Here is an 18,523-nt window from a genome sequence, read left to right as displayed (position 1 = left end):
CCGCTGTGACTGATTTTTCACACTTCACGGGAAATGCCACAAAAATCTCGGCTCGCGGCTATGGGTGGACCCACGCTGGGCGCTCCCAACCGGCGCTGCAGGACATAGACCTCGTCATCGATCCCGGTGAGAAGATCCTGCTTTGCGGGGACTCCGGTTCCGGTAAGTCGACGCTATTGGCGGCGATGGCAGGTGTCTTGGGCTCTGATGAGGAAGGCACGCGCACCGGCGAGATTACCTTGGAGGATTCTGCGGGCACGGTGGAAGAGCCGGGGCGGACCATTCCGGTGGGGCTGGTCCTCCAGGATCCGGATTCGCAGGTCATTTCCGCGCGCGTGGGCGATGATATCGCCTTTGGCTGCGAGAACCTGGCGTATCCGCGCGAGGAGATCTGGCGCAGGGTGCAACAGGCTCAAGACCTAGTTGGCCCCTATGTGGACCTGGATTTTCTCACCGAGCATCTGTCCGGCGGGCAAAAGCAACGCTTGGCGCTCGCCGGGGTTATCGCCATGGGCGCGGGCGTGGTCCTATTGGATGAGCCGACCGCTAACCTGGATCCGGAAGGCGCGCAGGACGTGGTGCGGGCCGTCGGCAAGCTAGTGGAGCACACCGGTGCCACCTTGGTGGTAGTCGAGCATCAGCATGCGGCGTGGGAAAGCGTGCTGGACCGCGCGGTAGAGCTGAAGGATGGGCGCATTATTTCTGATGGCCCCTTTGCTGACGTCGCCCGCAAGCGCCAGGTCACCGGTCTCCCGCGGGCGCGGTCGCTGGGAAGCGATGCGCTCGCAGAGTCCACTGCGGCGCTGTGGAGCAAGGACTTGGTCACCCGCTATGGGCCGCCGCGGTCTATCTCCCTGCCGGCGGGCGCCTCGACCGTCATCACTGGCCGCAATGGCGTGGGAAAATCCACGTGGCTGATGACAATGGCGGGGCTGTTGCCTGCCGAGTCCGGGGAAATCGGGGTTGCTGATTTCATCCGCCGCGGCGTGAAGGGCCCTCCTTCCCGGTGGAAATCCCGCGAATTGGCTGACCGCATTGGCTTCGTATTCCAAAATCCGGAACACCAATTTGTCTCGCGCACCGTGGAAGAAGAACTGCGGGTCGCTCCTAAGGTCATGCGCGTTGATCCCCCAGAAAAACGCATCGCGCAACTGGTGGAATCGTTGCGCTTGGGGCATTTGCTGAAGGCCAATCCCTTCACGCTTTCCGGGGGCGAAAAACGCCGGCTTTCGGTAGCAACGGCTCTGGTCACCGCGCCGGAGGTGCTGCTTTTGGACGAGCCGACCTTTGGCCAGGATCCCGGCACCTTTGTGGAATTGGTGGGCCTTTTGCGCCAATTGGCCGATGACGGCACCACCATTGCCTCCATTACCCATGACCCACAATTCATGGCGGCCTTGGGCGATTATCAGGTGGAGGTGCGCGGTGCCTAATCTCTTGCGCAATGTAAACCCGCTGACCCGCATCTTCTTGATGTTCGTCTGGGTCACGCCGCTGCTTGCCTCCATCGACTGGGTATCGGCGGCGATATCGCTAAGCCTGACGCTCATCTTGGCGCCGCTGTGTGGCGTTTCCTGGGTGCGCTTGTGGAAGGCCGGCTGGTTCTTATTCCTCATCGCCCCGCTCTCGGGCATTTCCATGCTGCTCTATGGCGCGCCCGGTGGAGAGGAGTACTTCAGCTGGTGGCTTATTACGGTGACGGAAAATTCGGTCACCTTGGCCATCGCGATCACGCTGCGTGTGCTCGCGGTCGCGCTACCAACGGTGGTGCTCGCACGCGATATCGATCCCACCGAGCTTGGCGATGCCCTCTCGCAGATCCTCCGCCTTCCCTCCCGCTTCGTCATCGGCGCCGTGGCCGGCGTGCGCATGATGACGCTCTTGAAATCGGATTGGCAATCGCTCAGCATGGCGCGCCGAGCCCGTGGGCTCACGGATGAAGGGCGCTTCAAGCACTTGCTCACGATGTCCTTTGGCCTGTTGGTGATTGCCCTGCGCCGCGGCGGCAAGCTCGCGACGGCGATGGAAGCGCGCGGTTTCGGGCGCACCCCACCCGGAGGAGGGGAGCGGACCTGGGCCCGAGAATCCAGGTTGCACGCCCGCGATGGGTGGGTGATGGCCTGCGGCCTCGCCCTTGCTTGTGTACCGGTGGTAACTTCGGTACTTACTGGGGCCTGGAGATTCTTTGGCCTTTAATCCGCGAAAGCAGTGATTCAAGCACTATGGACATTGATGCCGAACAAGAGCGCCTCTTGGAGGACATCGTTAAGCTAGCAGCCTCGCGAAAGCGTGCGTTTAAACCCATCACGGTGCTTATCGATGGCCCCTCGGGCTCCGGCAAAACCTGGACCTCCGCCGCCTTGGCGGATCGCACCAATTGGCGGGTGGTTCACCTCGATGAATTCTATCCCGGCTGGCATGGCCTGGAAAAGGGCTCCGAGATGGTGGGCGAGCAGGTCTTGCGCACCATGAACCCTGGCTATTGGCGCTGGGATTGGGAGGCCAATTGCCCCGGGGACTGGGCAAGCCTCGACGTTCGTGATGACCTCATTGTTGAAGGCGTTGGCTCCGTGACCGCGGATAATATCGCGGCGGCGAAAAAGCGCGGCGCGGTGGTGACCGTGCGCATCGATGGCCCCCGCGAGCAGCGCTATGAGCGCGCGATTGCGCGGGAGCCGGCCTACGAGAAGTGGTTTAGCACTTGGGAAGAGCAGGAGAAATCCTACTTTTATGATAAGGCCGCAGAGCCGGACCTGACGTGGGAGTGGGAGTAGCTCCTCCGCGCCGCCGGCAGGATACATTCCCTGTTTTGTATTCATAGCGCTGGCTTTGCTAGTCTTATCTCTAGTTCACTATGTATTGTGCACCCTGTGTGAATATGGCGCGCAAAGAACATAGTGAAAAGTCTGATCCTTAACAAGGCACCCGCCTTGGGAAGAGTTCTGGACATGCGGAAGCGCCCCGGGAAAGAGCGCCTATTTTTGCATGTTTGGTTCCCTTCTTAAGAAGTGGTGCAATTCGACAGAAAGACTGTTTAATGCCAACTATTCAACAGCTGGTCCGCAAGGGCCGCCAGACCAAGCGCAAAGAGGTTTCTACCGCTGCGCTGAAGGGTTCCCCGCAGCGTCGTGGCGTGTGCACCCGCGTGTACACCACCACCCCGAAGAAGCCGAACTCCGCTCTTCGTAAGGTTGCTCGTGTGCGCCTTACCAGCGGTATCGAGGTTTCGGCCTACATCCCAGGTGAGGGCCACAATCTGCAGGAGCACTCCATGGTCCTCGTTCGCGGCGGCCGTGTAAAGGACCTTCCAGGTGTTCGTTACAAGATCATCCGCGGCTCCCTGGATGCCCAGGGCGTCAAGGACCGTAAGCAGGCTCGTTCCCGTTACGGCGCAAAGAAGGGACAGTAATAAACAATGCGTAAGAATGCTGCTCCGAAGCGTCCTGTAGTAAAGGACCCGGTATACAACTCCGAGCAGGTAACCATGCTCGTCAACAAGATCCTCCAGGACGGCAAGAAGTCCACCGCAGAGCGCATCGTCTACGGCGCGCTTGAGGCTTGCCGCGAGAAGACCGGCACCGACCCGGTTGGCACCCTGGAAAAGGCCCTGGGCAACATCCGCCCAGACCTCGAGGTTCGCTCCCGCCGCGTGGGTGGCGCTACCTACCAGGTGCCGGTCGAGGTTCGCCCGGACCGTGCCAACACCCTGGCACTGCGTTGGATGGTGACTTTCACCCGCCAGCGTCGCGAGAACTCCATGATCGAGCGTCTCTCCAACGAGATCCTGGATGCCTCCAACGGCCTCGGCGCTTCCGTGAAGCGCCGCGAGGATACCCACAAGATGGCTGAGGCTAACCGCGCCTTCGCTCACTACCGCTGGTAATTTTCAGCACCTGCATCATTGGCCTAAGCAACGAGAAACGAGTTTCGCGCTGATTTCCGGGTTTCCCGGCGGCGACACAAAACTTCATATCTCTTGCTTGGGCCATTTTGGTGGCACCGGGTGTGATTTAGACCAGCGCAGCTGGCCTAGTCCAGCGCATTCGCTTTATGTCCAGTACACTGAAGCGATGGAAGTCTAGGAGCCACTGGGCACCTAGCACGGCCACTCAATGGCAAACTTTTCAAGAACTTATCCATGCAGGCGTCTTAGCCAGGTTTCTGGTCACGGCGTCGACGACTATTAAGTTGGGGTATAAACGTGGCACAAGAAGTGCTCAAGGATCTGAACAAGGTCCGCAACATTGGCATCATGGCCCACATCGATGCTGGTAAGACGACCACTACCGAGCGTATTCTCTTCTACACCGGTATCAACCGTAAGGTGGGCGAGACCCACGACGGTGCATCCACCACTGACTGGATGGCACAGGAGAAGGAACGCGGCATCACCATTACCTCCGCTGCCGTGACCTGTTTCTGGAACAACAACCAGATCAACATCATTGACACCCCGGGTCACGTTGACTTCACCGTTGAGGTTGAGCGCTCCCTGCGTGTCCTCGATGGCGCCGTCGCCGTCTTCGACGGTAAGGAAGGCGTGGAGCCACAGTCCGAGCAGGTGTGGCGCCAGGCTGCTAAGTACGACGTTCCGCGTATCTGCTTCGTCAACAAGATGGACAAGCTGGGCGCAGACTTCTACTACACCGTTGACACCATCGTTGAGCGCCTGGGCGCTAAGCCGCTCGTTATGCAGCTGCCTATCGGCGCTGAGGATGACTTCGACGGCGTTGTTGACCTGCTGAACATGCAGGCCATCACCTGGCGCGGCAAGGTCGAGACCGGTGCAGAGCCAACCTACGAGGAGATCCCCGAGGACCTCAAGGAAAAGGCTGAGCAGTACCGCGAGCAGCTGGTTGAGGCCGTTGCAGAGTCTGACGAAGAACTCATGGAGAAGTACTTCGGCGGCGAAGAGCTTTCCATCGACGAGCTGAAGGCCGGCATCCGCAAGCTGACCATCAACTCTGAGATTTACCCGGTCTACTGTGGTACCGCTTACCGCAACAAGGGTGTCCAGCCACTGCTGGATGCTGTTGTGGACTTCCTGCCTAACCCGCTGGACGTGGGCGAGGTTATCGGCCACGCTGTGGGCGATGAGGACCAGCAGCTTACCCGTAAGCCTTCCGTTGAGTCTTCCTTCTCCGCACTGTCCTTCAAGATTGCAGCTCACCCGTTCTTCGGTCAGCTCAACTTCGTGCGCGTGTACTCCGGCCAGGTCACCCCTGGTACCGAGGTCATGAACTCCACCAAGGGCAAGAAGGAGCGCATCGGTAAGCTCTTCCAGATGCACGCCAACAAGGAGAACCCGGTGGAGCAGGCTGACGCCGGCAACATCTACGCCGTTGTTGGTCTGAAGGAAACCACCACCGGTGACACCCTGTGTGACAAGAATGACCAGATCATTCTTGAGTCCATGGACTTCCCGGACCCGGTTATCAAGGTCTCCATCGAGCCGAAGACCAAGGCCGACCAGGAGAAGCTGGGTAACGCCATCCAGAAGCTCGCTGCCGAGGACCCAACCTTCACTGTTGAGTTGGATGATGAGACCGGCCAGACCGTCATCGGTGGTATGGGCGAGCTCCACCTCGACGTGCTGGTTGACCGCATGAAGCGCGAGTTCAAGGTCGAGGCAAACATCGGTAACCCACAGGTTGCTTACCGCGAGACCATTCGCCGCAAGGTGGAGTCCATCGACTACACCCACAAGAAGCAGACTGGTGGTTCCGGTCAGTTCGCAAAGGTTATCTGCACCATCGAGCCGTACAACCCGGACCCAGAGACCTTGGAAGAGGGCGAGTCCGCAACCTACGCTTTCGAGAACGCCGTGACCGGTGGCCGCGTGCCGAAGGAATACATCCCTTCCGTCGATGCTGGTATCCAGGACGCAATGCAGTACGGCTACCTGGCTGGCTTCCCGATGGTCAACATCAAGGCAACGCTGGAAGACGGCGCTTACCACGACGTTGACTCCTCTGAGATGGCCTTCAAGCTGGCCGGCTCCCAGGTATTCAAGGAAGCTATGGCCAAGGCAAAGCCGGTTCTGCTGGAGCCAATGATGGCCGTTGAGGTTGTTACCCCTGAGGAGTACATGGGTACCGTTAACGGTGACATCTCCTCCCGTCGTGGTCAGGTCTTCGCCATGGAAGACCGCTCCGGTGCCAAGGTCGTCAAGGCTAAGGTTCCGCTGTCTGAGATGTTCGGCTACATCGGTGACCTGCGTTCTTCCACCGCAGGCCGCGCTAACTTCACCATGGTCTTCGACTCCTACGCTGAGGTCCCTTCCTCCGTGGCTCAGGAGATCATCGAAGAGCGCACCGGCGGCGCTAACTAATAGCGACGCCCCGCCCGTTCAGCGGTGGCTAAGGGCTGGTAGTCTCTGCCAGTAGATGCCAGCCTCACCGCTAAATGTGGCAACTGGGCCAGGGTAGCGGCGGGCTGAGTTTGCAGCTAAAACCAGTGGTTGTGAATTGAGCCGGCCGTTACCCTCCCAGGATCCTTTATTTGAGACTCTTGTTGAGGGAAATGGCCGCGAAGATTCGCGGGGTTACCTCCTATAATGGCGGTTTGAAAAAACCGCGGGATAAATCTAGGATCGTGTAACTGGCACGTAAAGAAAGCGTCATTAGCGCTTTGTCCCAGATAGTGGGTCAGGTGCCAATGACAACTGTCAACCACGTGGCTGCGAAGGTCGTAGCCACCATATAGTCCAGGAGGACATACAGTGGCAAAGGAGAAGTTCGAGCGTACGAAGCCGCATGTAAACATCGGCACCATCGGACACGTCGACCACGGCAAGACCACCACCACCGCAGCGATCACCAAGGTTCTGGCTGACCAGTACCCTGAGGAGAACCAGGCATTCGCGTTCGACATGATCGACAAGGCTCCTGAGGAGAAGGAGCGCGGTATTACCATTAACATCTCCCACGTGGAGTACTCCACCCCGAAGCGTCACTACGCACACGTTGACGCCCCGGGCCACGCCGACTACATCAAGAACATGATTACCGGCGCAGCTCAGATGGACGGCGCTATCCTGGTTGTTGCTGCAACCGATGGCCCGATGCCGCAGACCCGCGAGCACGTTCTGCTTGCTCGCCAGGTTGGCGTTCCTTACATCCTCGTTGCACTGAACAAGTGCGACATGGTTGATGATGAGGAAATCATCGAGCTCGTGGAGATGGAGATCTCCGAGCTGCTCGCAGAGCAGGACTACGATGAGGAAGCTCCTATCGTTCACATCTCCGCTCTGAAGGCACTCGAGGGTGACGAGAAGTGGGTACAGTCCATCGTTGACCTGATGGATGCCTGCGACAACTCCATCCCTGACCCGGAGCGCGCTACCGATCAGCCGTTCCTGATGCCTATCGAGGACATCTTCACCATTACCGGCCGCGGTACCGTTGTTACCGGCCGTGTTGAGCGTGGTCGTCTGAACGTCAACGAGGACGTTGAGATCATCGGTATCCAGGAGAAGTCCCAGAACACCACCGTTACCGGTATCGAGATGTTCCGCAAGATGATGGACTACACCGAGGCTGGCGACAACTGTGGTCTGCTTCTGCGTGGTACCAAGCGTGAGGACGTTGAGCGTGGCCAGGTTGTTATCAAGCCGGGCGCTTACACCCCTCACACCAAGTTCGAGGGTTCCGTCTACGTCCTGAAGAAGGAAGAGGGCGGCCGCCACACCCCGTTCATGAACAACTACCGTCCTCAGTTCTACTTCCGCACCACCGACGTTACCGGTGTTGTGAACCTGCCTGAGGGCACCGAGATGGTCATGCCTGGCGACAACGTTGAGATGTCCGTTGAGCTCATCCAGCCTGTTGCTATGGACGAGGGCCTGCGCTTCGCTATCCGCGAGGGCTCCCGCACCGTCGGCGCTGGCCGCGTTACCAAGGTTCTCGACTAATCGAGGCTACGTAACCGCTCAGTAGAGCTTTAAGAGTCCGCTGCACCGCATACCGGTGTGGCGGACTCTTTTGATCCCTACTCGCGCCTTGATTTGGAGAGGTCGTTGGCTACAGGCAGTGCTGGTGCTTTAGTGGCTTTTTGCGGCACTCCGAGGGAACTGTAGGGCCAGCTTAAGACCTACTCACGCCGTTAGAGGCCTGAACGCAGCGATATGGCTGTGCCAGGGTAGAGGCCATCTCGGAGGCTTTTAGCTGCAAGCGCCATAGGCGCGGGCCGCCCTTAGGTAGGAGTCGCAATGTGGTGGCTCTAGGGCACCCGTGTAGTAGCGAGTCCGATAAGCTGCAGGACGGTCTGCGCTGACGGCTAATGGGCCGCCAACGCGAGCCTGTCTCGCTGCCCTCGCGTGGGCAGCGAGTTTGTTTCCTTAAGTTGGGTCCTGTGTGTTGTTTGCAGAGTTCAACATACCCAAAACATAGGAAGACCTGCCACACACCTGCAGGCAGGTAGTGGAAGGCCTTTACCTAGTGAGGGAAGTAGTTATTACTTCTCCCAGCCGATGTTTTCCTTAGGGATGACGGCGAATCCAGGGGCGCCCATGTTGGCGATGCCCTTCTTCAAACCGACCATCTGTGGGCCGTTGGCGAACGGAAGCATTCCGTATTCTGCGAAGGCTTCGGACTCGAGCTCGTTGATGCGCTCGATCTGCTCATCGCGGGTCGGCAGCTTCTGCATCTCTTCAATCTTCTTATCGAATTCCTCGGTACCAGTGCCGGACTTGTTGAGGGTGGAGTCGCTGGCGTAGGTCTGACCAAAGAATGCTGGGCCGAATGGGTCACTTGCGGCGATACCGGAGAGGAAGAGGTCAAAGTCGCGCTCGTTGCTGATCTTGGAGAAGTCAGAGCTCGGGCGCTCCTCAATCTTCAGCTCGATGCCGGCGTCCTTCAGCATCTTTTGGACTGCGGTAGCCGTTGACTTGGAGACCTCGTCATCGCCGATAAGAACGTAGCGCAGAGACAGCTTGTCGCCGTCCTTTGCGTAGTAGCCATCATCGCCCTCAGAGTAGCCGGCGTCCTCCAGCAGGCTCTTGGCCTCTTCAACGTCGTACTCGAGAACCTCAGAAAGGTTGTCCTTGTAGTCTTCCTGGGTTGGGTACAGGGTCAGGGAGCCAGGCATTTCCTCTTCATAGCCCAGGCCGTTGTAGCGGATCTCTGCGAGCTGGTCGCGGTCGATGGCTGCAAAGACTGCGTGGCGAACATCCTTATCAGCCAGCTGTGGGGCCTTGGAGTTCAAGGTGAACAGGACGCTGGCCGGGCGGGTGGCTGCGCGGACGTCGATGGAATCGCCCATGTCGGCGGCGATGGTGAGGTTGTTCTTGCTGCCCACGCCGGCGGCGTCGATTTCGCCAGCCTGGAAAGCGTTGATGGTTGCCTGGGACTCCATCGCGCGGTAGCTGACCTTGTCCAGCTTTGGCTCATCGCCCCACCACTTTTCGTTGGGCACGAAGGACACGGTGCCGCCGCGGAAGTCGGAGTTTTCCACCTTGAATGGGCCCGCGCCGTACTGTGGGTTGAGCTTGCCCAAGTATTCCTGGTCAAATTTCTCGGCGGTATCGATCGCTGGGTGCAGGATGTCGTTGAAAAGTCCCTGCCACCATGGGTATGGGCTCTCGAAGGTGACCACGGCTTCCTTGTCGCTTTCACCCTTCTCCACGGATTCGATTAACTCGTAACCGTCGGTGGAATTGACCTGGACGTCCATGTCCTTGCCGTTATTGAAACGCCAGGTGTTCTCGAAAGCGGTCCAGTCAATGGGAGTGCCATCATTGAAGGTGGCGTCGTCGTTGATGTCATAGGTCACGACGGTCTTATCGCCCTCGGTGGACTCGTCTACTGAGTCCAGGTACGCGGGGTTCGGGGTGTAGTGACCCTCGCCGTCAAAGAGCGCCATTTGCGGGTTGTACCAGCTCCATACGGTGCGGGTATCCGTGGTCATATTGGCGTGGAAGCTGTTTTGCTGTTCAGTCAGCTCGCCAAGGGCGAGGGTCAGCTCGCCGCCGTCTTTGATCTCATCGCGTTCTTTTTCGTTGTAGTCACCGGTGGGCTTGACGTCGATTTCGAGACCGCCGACAGCCTTGTTGGAGGAGTCGCCACCGTCACCAGAACCCGAGCAGGCGGTGAGTGCGAGCGCGGTGGCGGAGAGAGTGGCAACAGTTGCTATGCGGAAGCGACCGAACTTTTTCATGGGGATTACTCCTTGCGTGAGATGAAGACGAAGTTGGCATAGACGGCCGAATAGGTAACCGTCTACTGCAACTATGTGAATTACTTTACAATATTTATATTTGTGTCCGCAATCACTTTATGGAAAGAGTGCGGGGCTCGAAGGAGCTAGGCCCGGGACTTTTCCCTGCGTGCGCGGGCAACCTTGGGATCCGGATTCGGGATGGCATCCAGAAGCTTCTTGGTGTAGTCATCCTGCGGGTTATCGAAAATCTCATCCGTCGAGCCGGACTCGACGAACTTGCCCTTGTACATCACCGCAACGCGGTCCGAAAGGTGGCGCACAACGGAAAGGTCGTGGGCGACGAAGAGATAGGACAGGCCCAGCTTTCGTTTGAGGTCCTCGAGGAGGTTAATGACACCCGCTTGGATGGACACGTCCAAGGCGGAGACTGGCTCATCCAGCACAAGGACCGAAGGGCGCGTGGCCAGGGCGCGTGCCAAGCCGATGCGCTGGCGCTGGCCGCCGGAGAAGTGGCTAGGGAAGCGGTCCAGCTGCGAGGAGTCGAGGCCGACCAGTCCCATGAGCTCGTTCACGCGGGCATCGACATCGCCATCAAAGCCCAGCGAGTTGAGCGGCTCCGCAATGACTTCGCGTACGGTCAGACGGGGGTTGAGCGAGCTCATTGGGTCCTGGAAGACGATCTGGATGTCTTTGCGGGCCTCGCGGCGCTCGGACCCACTCATGCCATTGGCATCCTTGCCATTGAGGACAACGGCACCGTTTTCAGGGTCCAGATCCATGATCTCCAGCAACGTGGTGGTCTTACCACAGCCAGATTCGCCAACGATGGCCATGCACTCGCCTTCGCGGATATCGAAGGTGAGGCCGTCAACGGCCTTGACGGTGCCTACCTTGCGCTTAATCAAAGCGCCCTTGGTAAGCGGGAACTGCTTACGCAAGTCGTTCACGGCGAGGGTGGTCTTGCGATCCGCGCGGGGAACGTCGGCCAAGATGCCATCGGCAAGCTGCGGCGGCTTGAACATCAGCTCGCCGTCGATCTTGCGGTCGTGGATCTCCGGCGCGCGGAGGCAAGCGCTGCGGTGGGATACGGATTCATCCTTGAGCGGAAGCAGCTTCGGCTCGCCGGACAGGCAAGCCTCCTGCGCTACGGGGCAGCGCGGGGCGAATTGGCAGCGATCCTTTAGGTTCACCAAGACCGGTGGGTTGCCCTCAATGGGGGTCAGAGGTTCCGAGGCCGAGGAATCAGGGCGCGGCGTAGAACCAAGTAGTCCTACAGTGTAGGGCATGCGGGGGTTGGAGAAGATGGTATCGACATCGCCGTGTTCTACCGGTTGGCCGGCGTACATGACCATGACATCGTCAGCGGTTTCTGCCACCACGCCCATATCGTGGGTAATCATGATGGTGGCGGCGCCGGTTTCGCGCTGCGCCAGACGGATGACGTCCAGGATTTGCGCCTGGATGGTGACGTCGAGGGCCGTCGTCGGCTCATCCGCGATGAGCACGCGCGGGTTATTCGCAATCGCAATGGCGATGACCACGCGCTGGCGCATACCGCCGGAAAACTCGTGCGGGAAGGACTTCAGGCGCAGGTGGGGCTCGGGGATGCCCACCAGATCCAGCAGCTCGGTGGCTTGCTTCAGGGCTTCTTTCTTGCCGATGTCCTGGTGGGCCTGAATGGCCTCTACCAGCTGCGAGCCAATATCGAAGACCGGGGTCAGCGCGGAGAGCGGATCCTGGAAGATCATGCCGATGCCATTGCCGCGGATGCTCGACATTTCCTTATCAGAAAGCCCGAGGAGTTCGCGGTCCTCGAATTTCACGGATCCTTCAACCTTGGCGTATTCCGGCAGTAGACCCATGATGGACATGGAAGTCACGGACTTACCGGAACCGGATTCGCCGACGATGCCCAGGGTGCGGCCGGGGTGCAAATCAAAGCTCACACCGCGCACCGCAGAGACGGTACCTGCTTCAGAAGGAAAGCTGACGCGTAAGTCATTGACGGACAAGATAGGCGAAGTCATAGTTTACCTCCGGAATTGGAGTTGGGATCGAGTGCGTCGCGCAGACCATCGCCAATAAATGCCATGGAGACGGTCAGCAGCGTCAAGGTAGCGGCGGGGAAGTAGAACTGCCATGGGGCGGATTGCAGGGAGGCAGTACCGCCCTGCAGCAAGGTACCGAGGGAGACATCGGGAAGCTTCACGCCCAAGCCCAGGAAGGACAGTGCGGTCTCAGAGCCCACGGTGCCCACAACGCCGAAGACGAACTGGATGATAAGCAGCGAACCAATGTTTGGAATGACGTGGCGGACGATGGTGCGCATCTTGGATACACCCATGTAGCTTGCAGCGCGGACATAGTCCTGCTCGCGGACGGTAAGTGCTAGGGACCAAATCACGCGGGCCTGGTACATCCAGCCGAAGGCGATAAGGACGACCATCAGAAGCTTCCAGTCACCGCCGGAGTCTGCCACCACAAGGGCGATGAGCAGGAAGGTTGGGATGGAAAGCAGGAAGTGGATAACCGCGAGGACGGCCTTTTCTGCAAATCCGCCCCACAGGGCTGCGGCGCAGCCGACGAAGGCCGAAATGACCAGCGTGGCGAAGGACACCACGATTGCAATGGTCAGGGACCTGCCCAGGCCGTGGATGGTTTGGGCATAGAGGTCATTGCCGGAATCGTTGGTACCAAACCAATGCTCGGGGCTCGGTGGCTCAGATAGGGCGAGGAAGTCCGGTTCCGTGTAGTCCCACTGGGCAAAGAAATTGCCAAAAAGGGCGGCAAAGATGAGAAAGCCCAGGATGATGACGCCAACGGTGGCTAGCTTGTTGCGGAAGAAGCGGCGAATATACAGCTTGTACCGGGAAGTACCGCGGGGGACCTCCGGCAGCGTGGCCATGCGCTCGGCTTCCTCATTGCTTAAAGGATCCTCGGAGACGACCTCGGTGCGCGTAGAAACCTCGCCACGGGGCTGTTTCTTGGACATCTTTGGTTCTTTGGGATTTGTCATTTAGCTCACCCTTACTCGTGGATCCAAGGCGACAACAACGAGGTCTGCCAGGACGGCGGACACGGCCGTCATCGCGGCGCCGAATGCCGCTACGGCTACCGCGCCATTGATGTCGTTCTTACTAATGGTCTGGATGAAGTACTGGCCCATACCGTTCCAGCCGAAGATGCGCTCCGTCATCACGGCACCGGTGAAAATGCCGGGTACGGAGAATGCGACGGAGGTGGCCACCGGGATGATGGAGGTGCGCAGTGCGTGCTTGCGGATGGCCTGCTGGCGGGTAAGTCCCTTTGCGCGTGAGGTGCGGACATAATCCGCATCGAGGTTATCGAGCAATAGCGTGCGCTGGGTCATGTGGTAGCTGGCGTAGCTGATGATCACCAGGGAAATCGTGGGCAGGACGAGGTGCTGTGCGGAATCTAGGAGCTTGGGGAAGAATCCCTCGACCCCTAGGGACTTGGAACCGACGACGTAGAAGATCTTTTTGCCGGTCAGATCGTTGATTTCCAGCGCGACCCACACGACGGCGATGGAAGCAACAACCACGTGGGTATTCATCGCAATGATGGAAATTCCCTGCCACACGCGGTCACCGGTCTTGTACTGGCGGGAGGCGGTGTATACACCAACCGCTACACCAATAACGATGGACAGGATGGTCGCAAGCAAGAGTAGCTGCGCGGACACCCAAATGCGGTAGCTGATCTCCTCGTTCACCATCTCACCTACCGGAGACTGACCCCAATCCCACTTCGTGATGATGTTGGTCAGCTAGGTCCACCAGCGCTCCAAAAGTGGGGTTTCTGGGCTGAGGTTATAGGGCTCGAGGAGGTTATTGATTTCCTCATCTGAAAGTGGTGGACGGCGCTCGGTGTAGTTCGAACGCGGGTCCAAAAACGAGGCTGCCAAGAAATAAGCCAAGTTAGTGGCTAAAAAGATCATGAGTAACCAGCCCAAGATCTTTTTGATCAAATACTTTGTCATGGGGAAATTCTCCGTGCGCGGTTAAGCAGGAAACAGTGCGAATAAATATGAAGCCAACGATGGAGTCGTTGTATGTGACCAATCTAATAAGATATAAGCAAGGGCACAATTCACATAGCCCCGTGATGTACATCGCCAATCAACCAATAGGTATTTTTTCAGTGTAGACACTTAAGGCGCTAAAAAGAAAAATGGGATTCAGCTGCAGATTTAAAAACCTAAATTGTTCAACAGTTATAAGACACGATTAACTGAAAATAAGTGACAACGGGGGTAACCAATCAGCCCGAGTGGGGTGATCCTCCGCGGCTGTATTAGGGCGGAAGGGCTCGGTAGGCTAGTTGCTTATGGAAGATCCCACTCGCATTGACCCGACCTTGGCAGCGCTGCGCAAGGCGTGGGAGGGGCAACCCGATTTGAGCCTGCCTACGCTTTTTGCCTTATTGGCCAACCGGGGCATCGGCTGGGGCGTGAGCGACGCGGAGTTGGTCGCTGAGTTGGAGCGACAGGCCGAAGTTCATCCGCCGTTATTGCCCCTTGAGGATGGTCGCGTGGGCACAGGTGAGTGGCTCGTGCTTAGCGATGCCCCCACCTGCCGCATCACCGCCGATGCCTCCCGCATCATTGTTCGCCGCGCGAATACACAGCCGGTTGTGTGGGCATATAGTGCGATTAGGCCAACAGGGCCTGGCCGGCCCTTCGTGGTTACGGATACTGAGGGCTTTGAACACCGCCTTGGAATCGTCTCCAGTATCATGCGTCTGTCTGAACAGCTACCAGAACTCAGCGGTCTTAAACGCTACGAGTTGGGAGACTTTGTCTATGTTCTTCGATTCGAGGACGAGATTGCAGTTCTAGACCACGGATTGCATCTCTTTCATAAGGGAAATCGGCGGGTGGTGGCCCACGATTATGCGTGGAAAAGGATAGAAAAATGCCGCCCTGGCGAGGAGCTGAAAGTACTCCTCGAGGGCGGCGATTATGCGCGGCTCGGTAAGGTGGTTGAGGTCCTTGCTGCAGAGACCCCAAACCCCTTATTCAGCTAAATCCTTCATCGGCTTAACCTTGGTGAAGTGCAGCTTATAGCTGGTATCCAGGTCAGCATTCGGGAATGCCTCACGGAAGTCGCGTTCATTAGTTTCCACAGCGTTGGTCAAGCGCTCCAGCGGCGTATCTGGGTTAGCAACCACCGTGTACTGCAGCGTTGGGCGGGCGCGGTCGTACGCAACCAAGCGGTCCACGCGTTCCACACCATCTCGCGAGTCCAGATCCTTGGCCACCGCGGTGGCGATGGCGTTCATGGATGCAGAGATTGCGCCTTGTTCATTGGAGGCTGCGGAGTCCACATTATTAAACCGGCGGTGACGCAGGTTCACGACGATGAGCCACAAGCCAATGATGAGCAGCAGGGCAGAGGCACCAGCCAAGACCCAGACCCACCAACTATTTTCGCTTAAAGTGCGCCACGTATCGTGGTCTACCCACTCGGCCAAGTACTCAGCAAATTCCACATTGAAGTTAATGAGGATTGGCCATACGCCTAGCGCGATGAGGATAATTCCGAGCAGGCCGAGGAGGATTCGGTCAAAGGTAGCAAGCTTTTTAGACATGATTATCCATCTCCGGAATCTTCTCTACGGCTACGGTGACCTTTGGTGGGTCTGCAAGGACCTCTAAAGCGCTGTTGACAGCCTTTTCCACGCGCCCAGGCAAATCGGAGTCTTGCTCATCGCCATTGACGGTGACCTTCGCGCTCTTGGTATCAGCCGAAGTCTGCGCGGAAGCGACTCCCGGAACACGGCGTGCTGCAGCAGAGCTCAATCGTGCGACATCAACTGGCCGCATCCACATGGAAGCGGACTCAGAAGTGATCTGAGTGTGGGTATTGCGACGGGTCTTTACCGCAGCGAATACAAAGATGAGACCAACCACGATGGAACCCACGCCCGCCCAGATCATCCACGTCTCTAATTGCTCGGTGGCAATAAGATCGAGGACCGGCTGGACCCACGATTGGGCATTAGCGTCCGCGCCGACAAGCCAGGTTTCGCGTACCCCCACAACGCCAATGACAAGCAGCACAAAACCCAGGATTACGGTCCACGTGCGAACTGCAGGAGACGCCTTGGGCTGCTGCCCGAAATGCTCAGGCAAATTCATTTCAGCCATTATTGCCTCCTTGCTCGTGGTACGGGGTAATGGAAATAGCACGCAGCGGCTCGGGCCGTGGCGCATAGACGTGCAACGGGCGCTGGCTAGCTGGCGATACCTCGATGCGCTTTAGCGATTCCTGGCGCGGGGCCTGAACCTTGCGCAGTGACGCGGGTCTAGCGGTTCGCACGCGCTGCTCGCTACGGGAATTATCGATCTCGATCTTGCGCAGTGGCTGCGGGCGCGGCGGCTGCACTTTACGAAGGGGAGCCGGGCGGGCAACGCGAACGCGCTTTTTCTGTTCAGTATTGTCGATCTCGATTTTGCGCAAAGGCTGCGGACGGGGGACAGAGACCTTTGCCTTTTTGACAAAGGGGCGTACCTGTCCGCTCGGAAGCAACCTGCCAGGGCGCGGAGCGCGAACGCTTCGTACGTGCTCTGGGCGCGGTTCGACGATACGGCGTAGTTCGTGATCTTCTGGAGCGCTAATTTCTAGCAGCTGATGGTCCGGAAGATCAGCGGAAATACTGCGCACCGGTGCCTCCCGCGGCGTATCGACGGAGCGCACTGGCGTGTCACCAGAGGGCACCGATACTCCGCGAACCGCAACTTCCTTTCCAGAAGAAATTTCGCGGATTTCCGCCTCTTGCGGGGTGTCGACATTGCGGACTGCGGCTTCTTCCGGAGTCTCGATGCTTCGCACTTCGACCGAGTCCTGAGTAACAGGCTGGGTCACGGTAGAAGGTGTGACCTCAGGGGTAAAAGCTGAAGCGGCAGGACGCTGCGCAAGCTGTTCTGCGGTAACGCGAGTACCCGGAATCGATTCACCGACGGTGACATTAACGCGGGTGGTGGAATAGCCGGTATGGGCAGCAATAGCCTCTGAAATGGCGGCACGCGTACTTTCCGCGACTGCGGTAACCGGAGATGGCCACACCACAGCGATGGTCGCGCTCACGGCGGCGACCTCACGCTCTGGATCCATCTGTACCGAAACCCGTGGATAACCGCGTCCGCCAATGCCAGCAAGCTTGGCATCTAAATCTTTTGTGCCAGGCACGCTAGCAATTGCGGCGGTCACGATTCGTTCCATGGTCCGCAGCGAGAAACGCGTGTGGCCCTGAGTGGAACCTTCTGACATTAGCCTTGGCCTTTCTCCTTGCCAATGAGGCCATTCCACACGGCGCTGAGGTCGATCCGGCCATCAAAGTGGGAACCCAAGAGGCCACCGACGGCAGCAAGCAGCACGGCGAGCAGCGTCCAACCCCAACCTAAGTACAAAAAGAAGGCAAGTAGCAGGCCGATAACAATGCCCAATGTGGTGTAATTTTTCATATCTAATCCTTCGAGGGAGCAGCGGATAAGCCATCTACGGCGTCAGAAAACTCAACGTCGACGCGTTCTAGCTCCGTACATGCCTTGCGGGCTGCCGAGCGGATTTCTTCCGCTAGGCGGTACAGATCAGGCTGCGCACTGATATCAACACGGACGTTGATTTGCAGGTGGCGATCGTCGCGGGGATCGGGCCGGCGCATGCCGGTAACCCTTTCGCCCGGGAAGAGTAGGCTCACCGAGCCGTAGGATCCGCCGTCAAGGCCCGCGACACCGTTGAGCTTTTGCACCGCTTCCGCAATTGCGTGAGCGTGGCTTACCTCGAGCTCAAATTGTGCTCGGGGTTCAGGCATTGTTCTTATGCCTGGCCCTGGTTCAGTGCAGCCTGCTCCTCAGACTCGGAGTCTTCCTTCGGCAGCTTGACGTTGTGAACAACAACGTCAACGCGCTCTACGGTCAGGCCGGTCATGCGCTCGACAGCGTTCATGATGTTGCGGCGGATTGCCTCAGCCAGCTCGTGGATAGCAACACCGTACTCAGCGGTGATGGCAATCTCGATCTTTGCGGAGCCGTTTTCTACCTCTACGTCAACACCCTGGCGTACGTCCTCGGATGCACCGAAGGACTCGCGGATGGTGCCCATCATGCGAGCGCCGCCGCCACCGAGGGAGTCAACGCCGGAAACCTCGCGGGCTGCAATGCCGGCGATCTTGGAAACAACGACGTCATCAATGGTGGTGGTGCCGTACTGAGTCTCCAGGTTGTTGTTTACCTCGCGCTCTTCAGAAGCGGCAACGTTGTTCTCAGAGTGCTTTGCAGGAGTGTTGTTCTCAGACATCGTCTTTAAGGCCTTTCCCTAAATATTGACTTGCATGGTCGCAA

Annotated in this window: 17 protein-coding genes and 1 pseudogene; 8 read left to right on the top strand and 10 right to left on the bottom strand. The window is 58.3% G+C overall.

Annotated elements, in window-relative coordinates; translation table 11 throughout:
* Window positions 1–5 precede the first annotated feature (5 nt).
* The 7 genes from ABRP64_RS03805 (at window position 6) to tuf (ending at window position 7,912) form a co-directional block, all read left to right on the top strand.
* On the top strand, window positions 6–1,433 hold the full coding sequence (locus ABRP64_RS03805; RefSeq protein ID WP_349836970.1) for an ABC transporter ATP-binding protein: 1,428 nt from the start codon (window positions 6–8) through the stop codon (window positions 1,431–1,433).
* Window positions 1,426–2,196 (top strand): energy-coupling factor transporter transmembrane component T family protein, encoded by a 771-nt coding sequence (locus ABRP64_RS03800; RefSeq protein WP_284770906.1) that lies wholly within the window; start codon window positions 1,426–1,428, stop codon window positions 2,194–2,196. Before ABRP64_RS03805 ends, ABRP64_RS03800 begins: the two co-directional genes overlap by 8 nt.
* A 26-nt stretch (window positions 2,197–2,222) precedes the next feature.
* On the top strand, window positions 2,223–2,774 hold the full coding sequence (locus ABRP64_RS03795) for a nucleoside/nucleotide kinase family protein (RefSeq protein WP_284770907.1): 552 nt from the start codon (window positions 2,223–2,225) through the stop codon (window positions 2,772–2,774).
* A 263-nt stretch (window positions 2,775–3,037) separates the two neighbouring features.
* Complete coding sequence (rpsL, locus tag ABRP64_RS03790) at window positions 3,038–3,409, top strand: 30S ribosomal protein S12 (RefSeq protein WP_005276879.1); 372 nt, start codon at window positions 3,038–3,040, stop codon at window positions 3,407–3,409.
* A 6-nt stretch (window positions 3,410–3,415) separates the two neighbouring features.
* Entirely contained in the window at window positions 3,416–3,883 is a 468-nt protein-coding gene (rpsG, locus tag ABRP64_RS03785; protein ID WP_023025169.1) for a 30S ribosomal protein S7, read from the top strand.
* Between the two features lie 318 nt (window positions 3,884–4,201).
* Complete coding sequence (gene fusA, locus ABRP64_RS03780; RefSeq protein WP_023016729.1) at window positions 4,202–6,331, top strand: elongation factor G; 2,130 nt, start codon at window positions 4,202–4,204, stop codon at window positions 6,329–6,331.
* A gap of 390 nt (window positions 6,332–6,721) precedes the next feature.
* Window positions 6,722–7,912: an elongation factor Tu gene (gene tuf / locus ABRP64_RS03775; RefSeq protein ID WP_005276884.1), complete on the top strand. Its 1,191-nt coding sequence runs from the start codon at window positions 6,722–6,724 to the stop codon at window positions 7,910–7,912.
* Window positions 7,913–8,454: 542 nt separating this feature from the next.
* On the opposite strand, the gene ABRP64_RS03770 is transcribed toward tuf, so the two are convergent.
* From ABRP64_RS03770 to ABRP64_RS03755, 4 genes and pseudogenes are all read right to left on the bottom strand, one after another.
* Window positions 8,455–10,155 (bottom strand): ABC transporter family substrate-binding protein, encoded by a 1,701-nt coding sequence (locus tag ABRP64_RS03770; RefSeq protein WP_349865467.1) that lies wholly within the window; start codon window positions 10,153–10,155, stop codon window positions 8,455–8,457.
* Window positions 10,156–10,301: 146 nt separating this feature from the next.
* Window positions 10,302–12,185 (bottom strand): ABC transporter ATP-binding protein, encoded by a 1,884-nt coding sequence (locus ABRP64_RS03765; protein ID WP_349865465.1) that lies wholly within the window; start codon window positions 12,183–12,185, stop codon window positions 10,302–10,304.
* Window positions 12,182–13,174, bottom strand: coding sequence for an ABC transporter permease (locus tag ABRP64_RS03760; RefSeq protein WP_349865464.1), 993 nt, complete (start codon window positions 13,172–13,174; stop codon window positions 12,182–12,184). The genes ABRP64_RS03765 and ABRP64_RS03760 overlap by 4 nt, the downstream gene beginning before the upstream one ends.
* A pseudogene (locus ABRP64_RS03755) lies at window positions 13,175–14,158 on the bottom strand (ABC transporter permease).
* Between the two features lie 347 nt (window positions 14,159–14,505).
* Here ABRP64_RS03755 and ABRP64_RS03750 point away from each other — a divergent pair.
* Window positions 14,506–15,204: a hypothetical protein gene (locus ABRP64_RS03750; protein ID WP_284770912.1), complete on the top strand. Its 699-nt coding sequence runs from the start codon at window positions 14,506–14,508 to the stop codon at window positions 15,202–15,204.
* Here ABRP64_RS03750 and amaP read toward each other — a convergent pair.
* The 6 genes from amaP to ABRP64_RS03720 are packed head-to-tail and all read right to left on the bottom strand — an operon-like array spanning window position 15,193 to window position 18,479.
* Window positions 15,193–15,768, bottom strand: a complete 576-nt coding sequence (amaP, locus tag ABRP64_RS03745; RefSeq protein WP_284770913.1) for an alkaline shock response membrane anchor protein AmaP — start codon at window positions 15,766–15,768, stop codon at window positions 15,193–15,195. The two genes, ABRP64_RS03750 and amaP, sit on opposite strands and share 12 nt — an antisense overlap.
* Entirely contained in the window at window positions 15,761–16,327 is a 567-nt protein-coding gene (locus ABRP64_RS03740) for a DUF6286 domain-containing protein (protein ID WP_284770914.1), read from the bottom strand. The genes amaP and ABRP64_RS03740 overlap by 8 nt, the downstream gene beginning before the upstream one ends.
* The gene (locus ABRP64_RS03735) at window positions 16,320–17,450 is read right to left on the bottom strand and encodes an Asp23/Gls24 family envelope stress response protein (protein ID WP_284770915.1); all 1,131 of its coding nucleotides are present in this window, start codon (window positions 17,448–17,450) and stop codon (window positions 16,320–16,322) included. The genes ABRP64_RS03740 and ABRP64_RS03735 overlap by 8 nt, the downstream gene beginning before the upstream one ends.
* Window positions 17,450–17,644, bottom strand: a complete 195-nt coding sequence (locus ABRP64_RS03730; protein ID WP_023025176.1) for a hypothetical protein — start codon at window positions 17,642–17,644, stop codon at window positions 17,450–17,452. The genes ABRP64_RS03735 and ABRP64_RS03730 overlap by 1 nt, the downstream gene beginning before the upstream one ends.
* 2 nt (window positions 17,645–17,646) lie before the next feature.
* A complete protein-coding gene (locus tag ABRP64_RS03725) occupies window positions 17,647–17,994 on the bottom strand; it encodes a hypothetical protein (protein WP_284770916.1) in 348 nt (115 codons plus the stop codon).
* A 5-nt stretch (window positions 17,995–17,999) separates the two neighbouring features.
* Window positions 18,000–18,479, bottom strand: coding sequence for an Asp23/Gls24 family envelope stress response protein (locus ABRP64_RS03720; protein WP_005276899.1), 480 nt, complete (start codon window positions 18,477–18,479; stop codon window positions 18,000–18,002).
* Between the last annotated feature and the right edge of the window lie 44 nt (window positions 18,480–18,523).

This window comes from Corynebacterium sp. KPL4015, from assembly GCF_040225725.1.
In the GTDB taxonomy this organism is placed as follows: domain Bacteria; phylum Actinomycetota; class Actinomycetes; order Mycobacteriales; family Mycobacteriaceae; genus Corynebacterium; species Corynebacterium rhinophilum.
This window is presented reverse-complemented; position numbering and strand designations above follow the sequence as displayed.

What these genes read in the sequence shown, in the direction of transcription:
- ABRP64_RS03795 (WP_284770907.1), top strand. Translation starts at nt 2,223, where the DNA reads ATGGACATTGATGCCGAACAAGAGCGCCTCTTGGAGGACATCGTTAAG.
- rpsL (WP_005276879.1), top strand. Translation starts at nt 3,038, where the DNA reads ATGCCAACTATTCAACAGCTGGTCCGCAAGGGCCGCCAGACCAAGCGC.
- rpsG (WP_023025169.1), top strand. Translation starts at nt 3,416, where the DNA reads ATGCGTAAGAATGCTGCTCCGAAGCGTCCTGTAGTAAAGGACCCGGTA.
- ABRP64_RS03770 (WP_349865467.1), bottom strand. Translation starts at nt 10,155, where the DNA reads ATGAAAAAGTTCGGTCGCTTCCGCATAGCAACTGTTGCCACTCTCTCC.
- ABRP64_RS03765 (WP_349865465.1), bottom strand. Translation starts at nt 12,185, where the DNA reads ATGACTTCGCCTATCTTGTCCGTCAATGACTTACGCGTCAGCTTTCCT.
- ABRP64_RS03760 (WP_349865464.1), bottom strand. Translation starts at nt 13,174, where the DNA reads ATGACAAATCCCAAAGAACCAAAGATGTCCAAGAAACAGCCCCGTGGC.
- ABRP64_RS03750 (WP_284770912.1), top strand. Translation starts at nt 14,506, where the DNA reads ATGGAAGATCCCACTCGCATTGACCCGACCTTGGCAGCGCTGCGCAAG.
- amaP (WP_284770913.1), bottom strand. Translation starts at nt 15,768, where the DNA reads ATGTCTAAAAAGCTTGCTACCTTTGACCGAATCCTCCTCGGCCTGCTC.
- ABRP64_RS03740 (WP_284770914.1), bottom strand. Translation starts at nt 16,327, where the DNA reads ATGGCTGAAATGAATTTGCCTGAGCATTTCGGGCAGCAGCCCAAGGCG.
- ABRP64_RS03735 (WP_284770915.1), bottom strand. Translation starts at nt 17,450, where the DNA reads ATGTCAGAAGGTTCCACTCAGGGCCACACGCGTTTCTCGCTGCGGACC.
- ABRP64_RS03730 (WP_023025176.1), bottom strand. Translation starts at nt 17,644, where the DNA reads ATGAAAAATTACACCACATTGGGCATTGTTATCGGCCTGCTACTTGCC.
- ABRP64_RS03725 (WP_284770916.1), bottom strand. Translation starts at nt 17,994, where the DNA reads ATGCCTGAACCCCGAGCACAATTTGAGCTCGAGGTAAGCCACGCTCAC.
- ABRP64_RS03720 (WP_005276899.1), bottom strand. Translation starts at nt 18,479, where the DNA reads ATGTCTGAGAACAACACTCCTGCAAAGCACTCTGAGAACAACGTTGCC.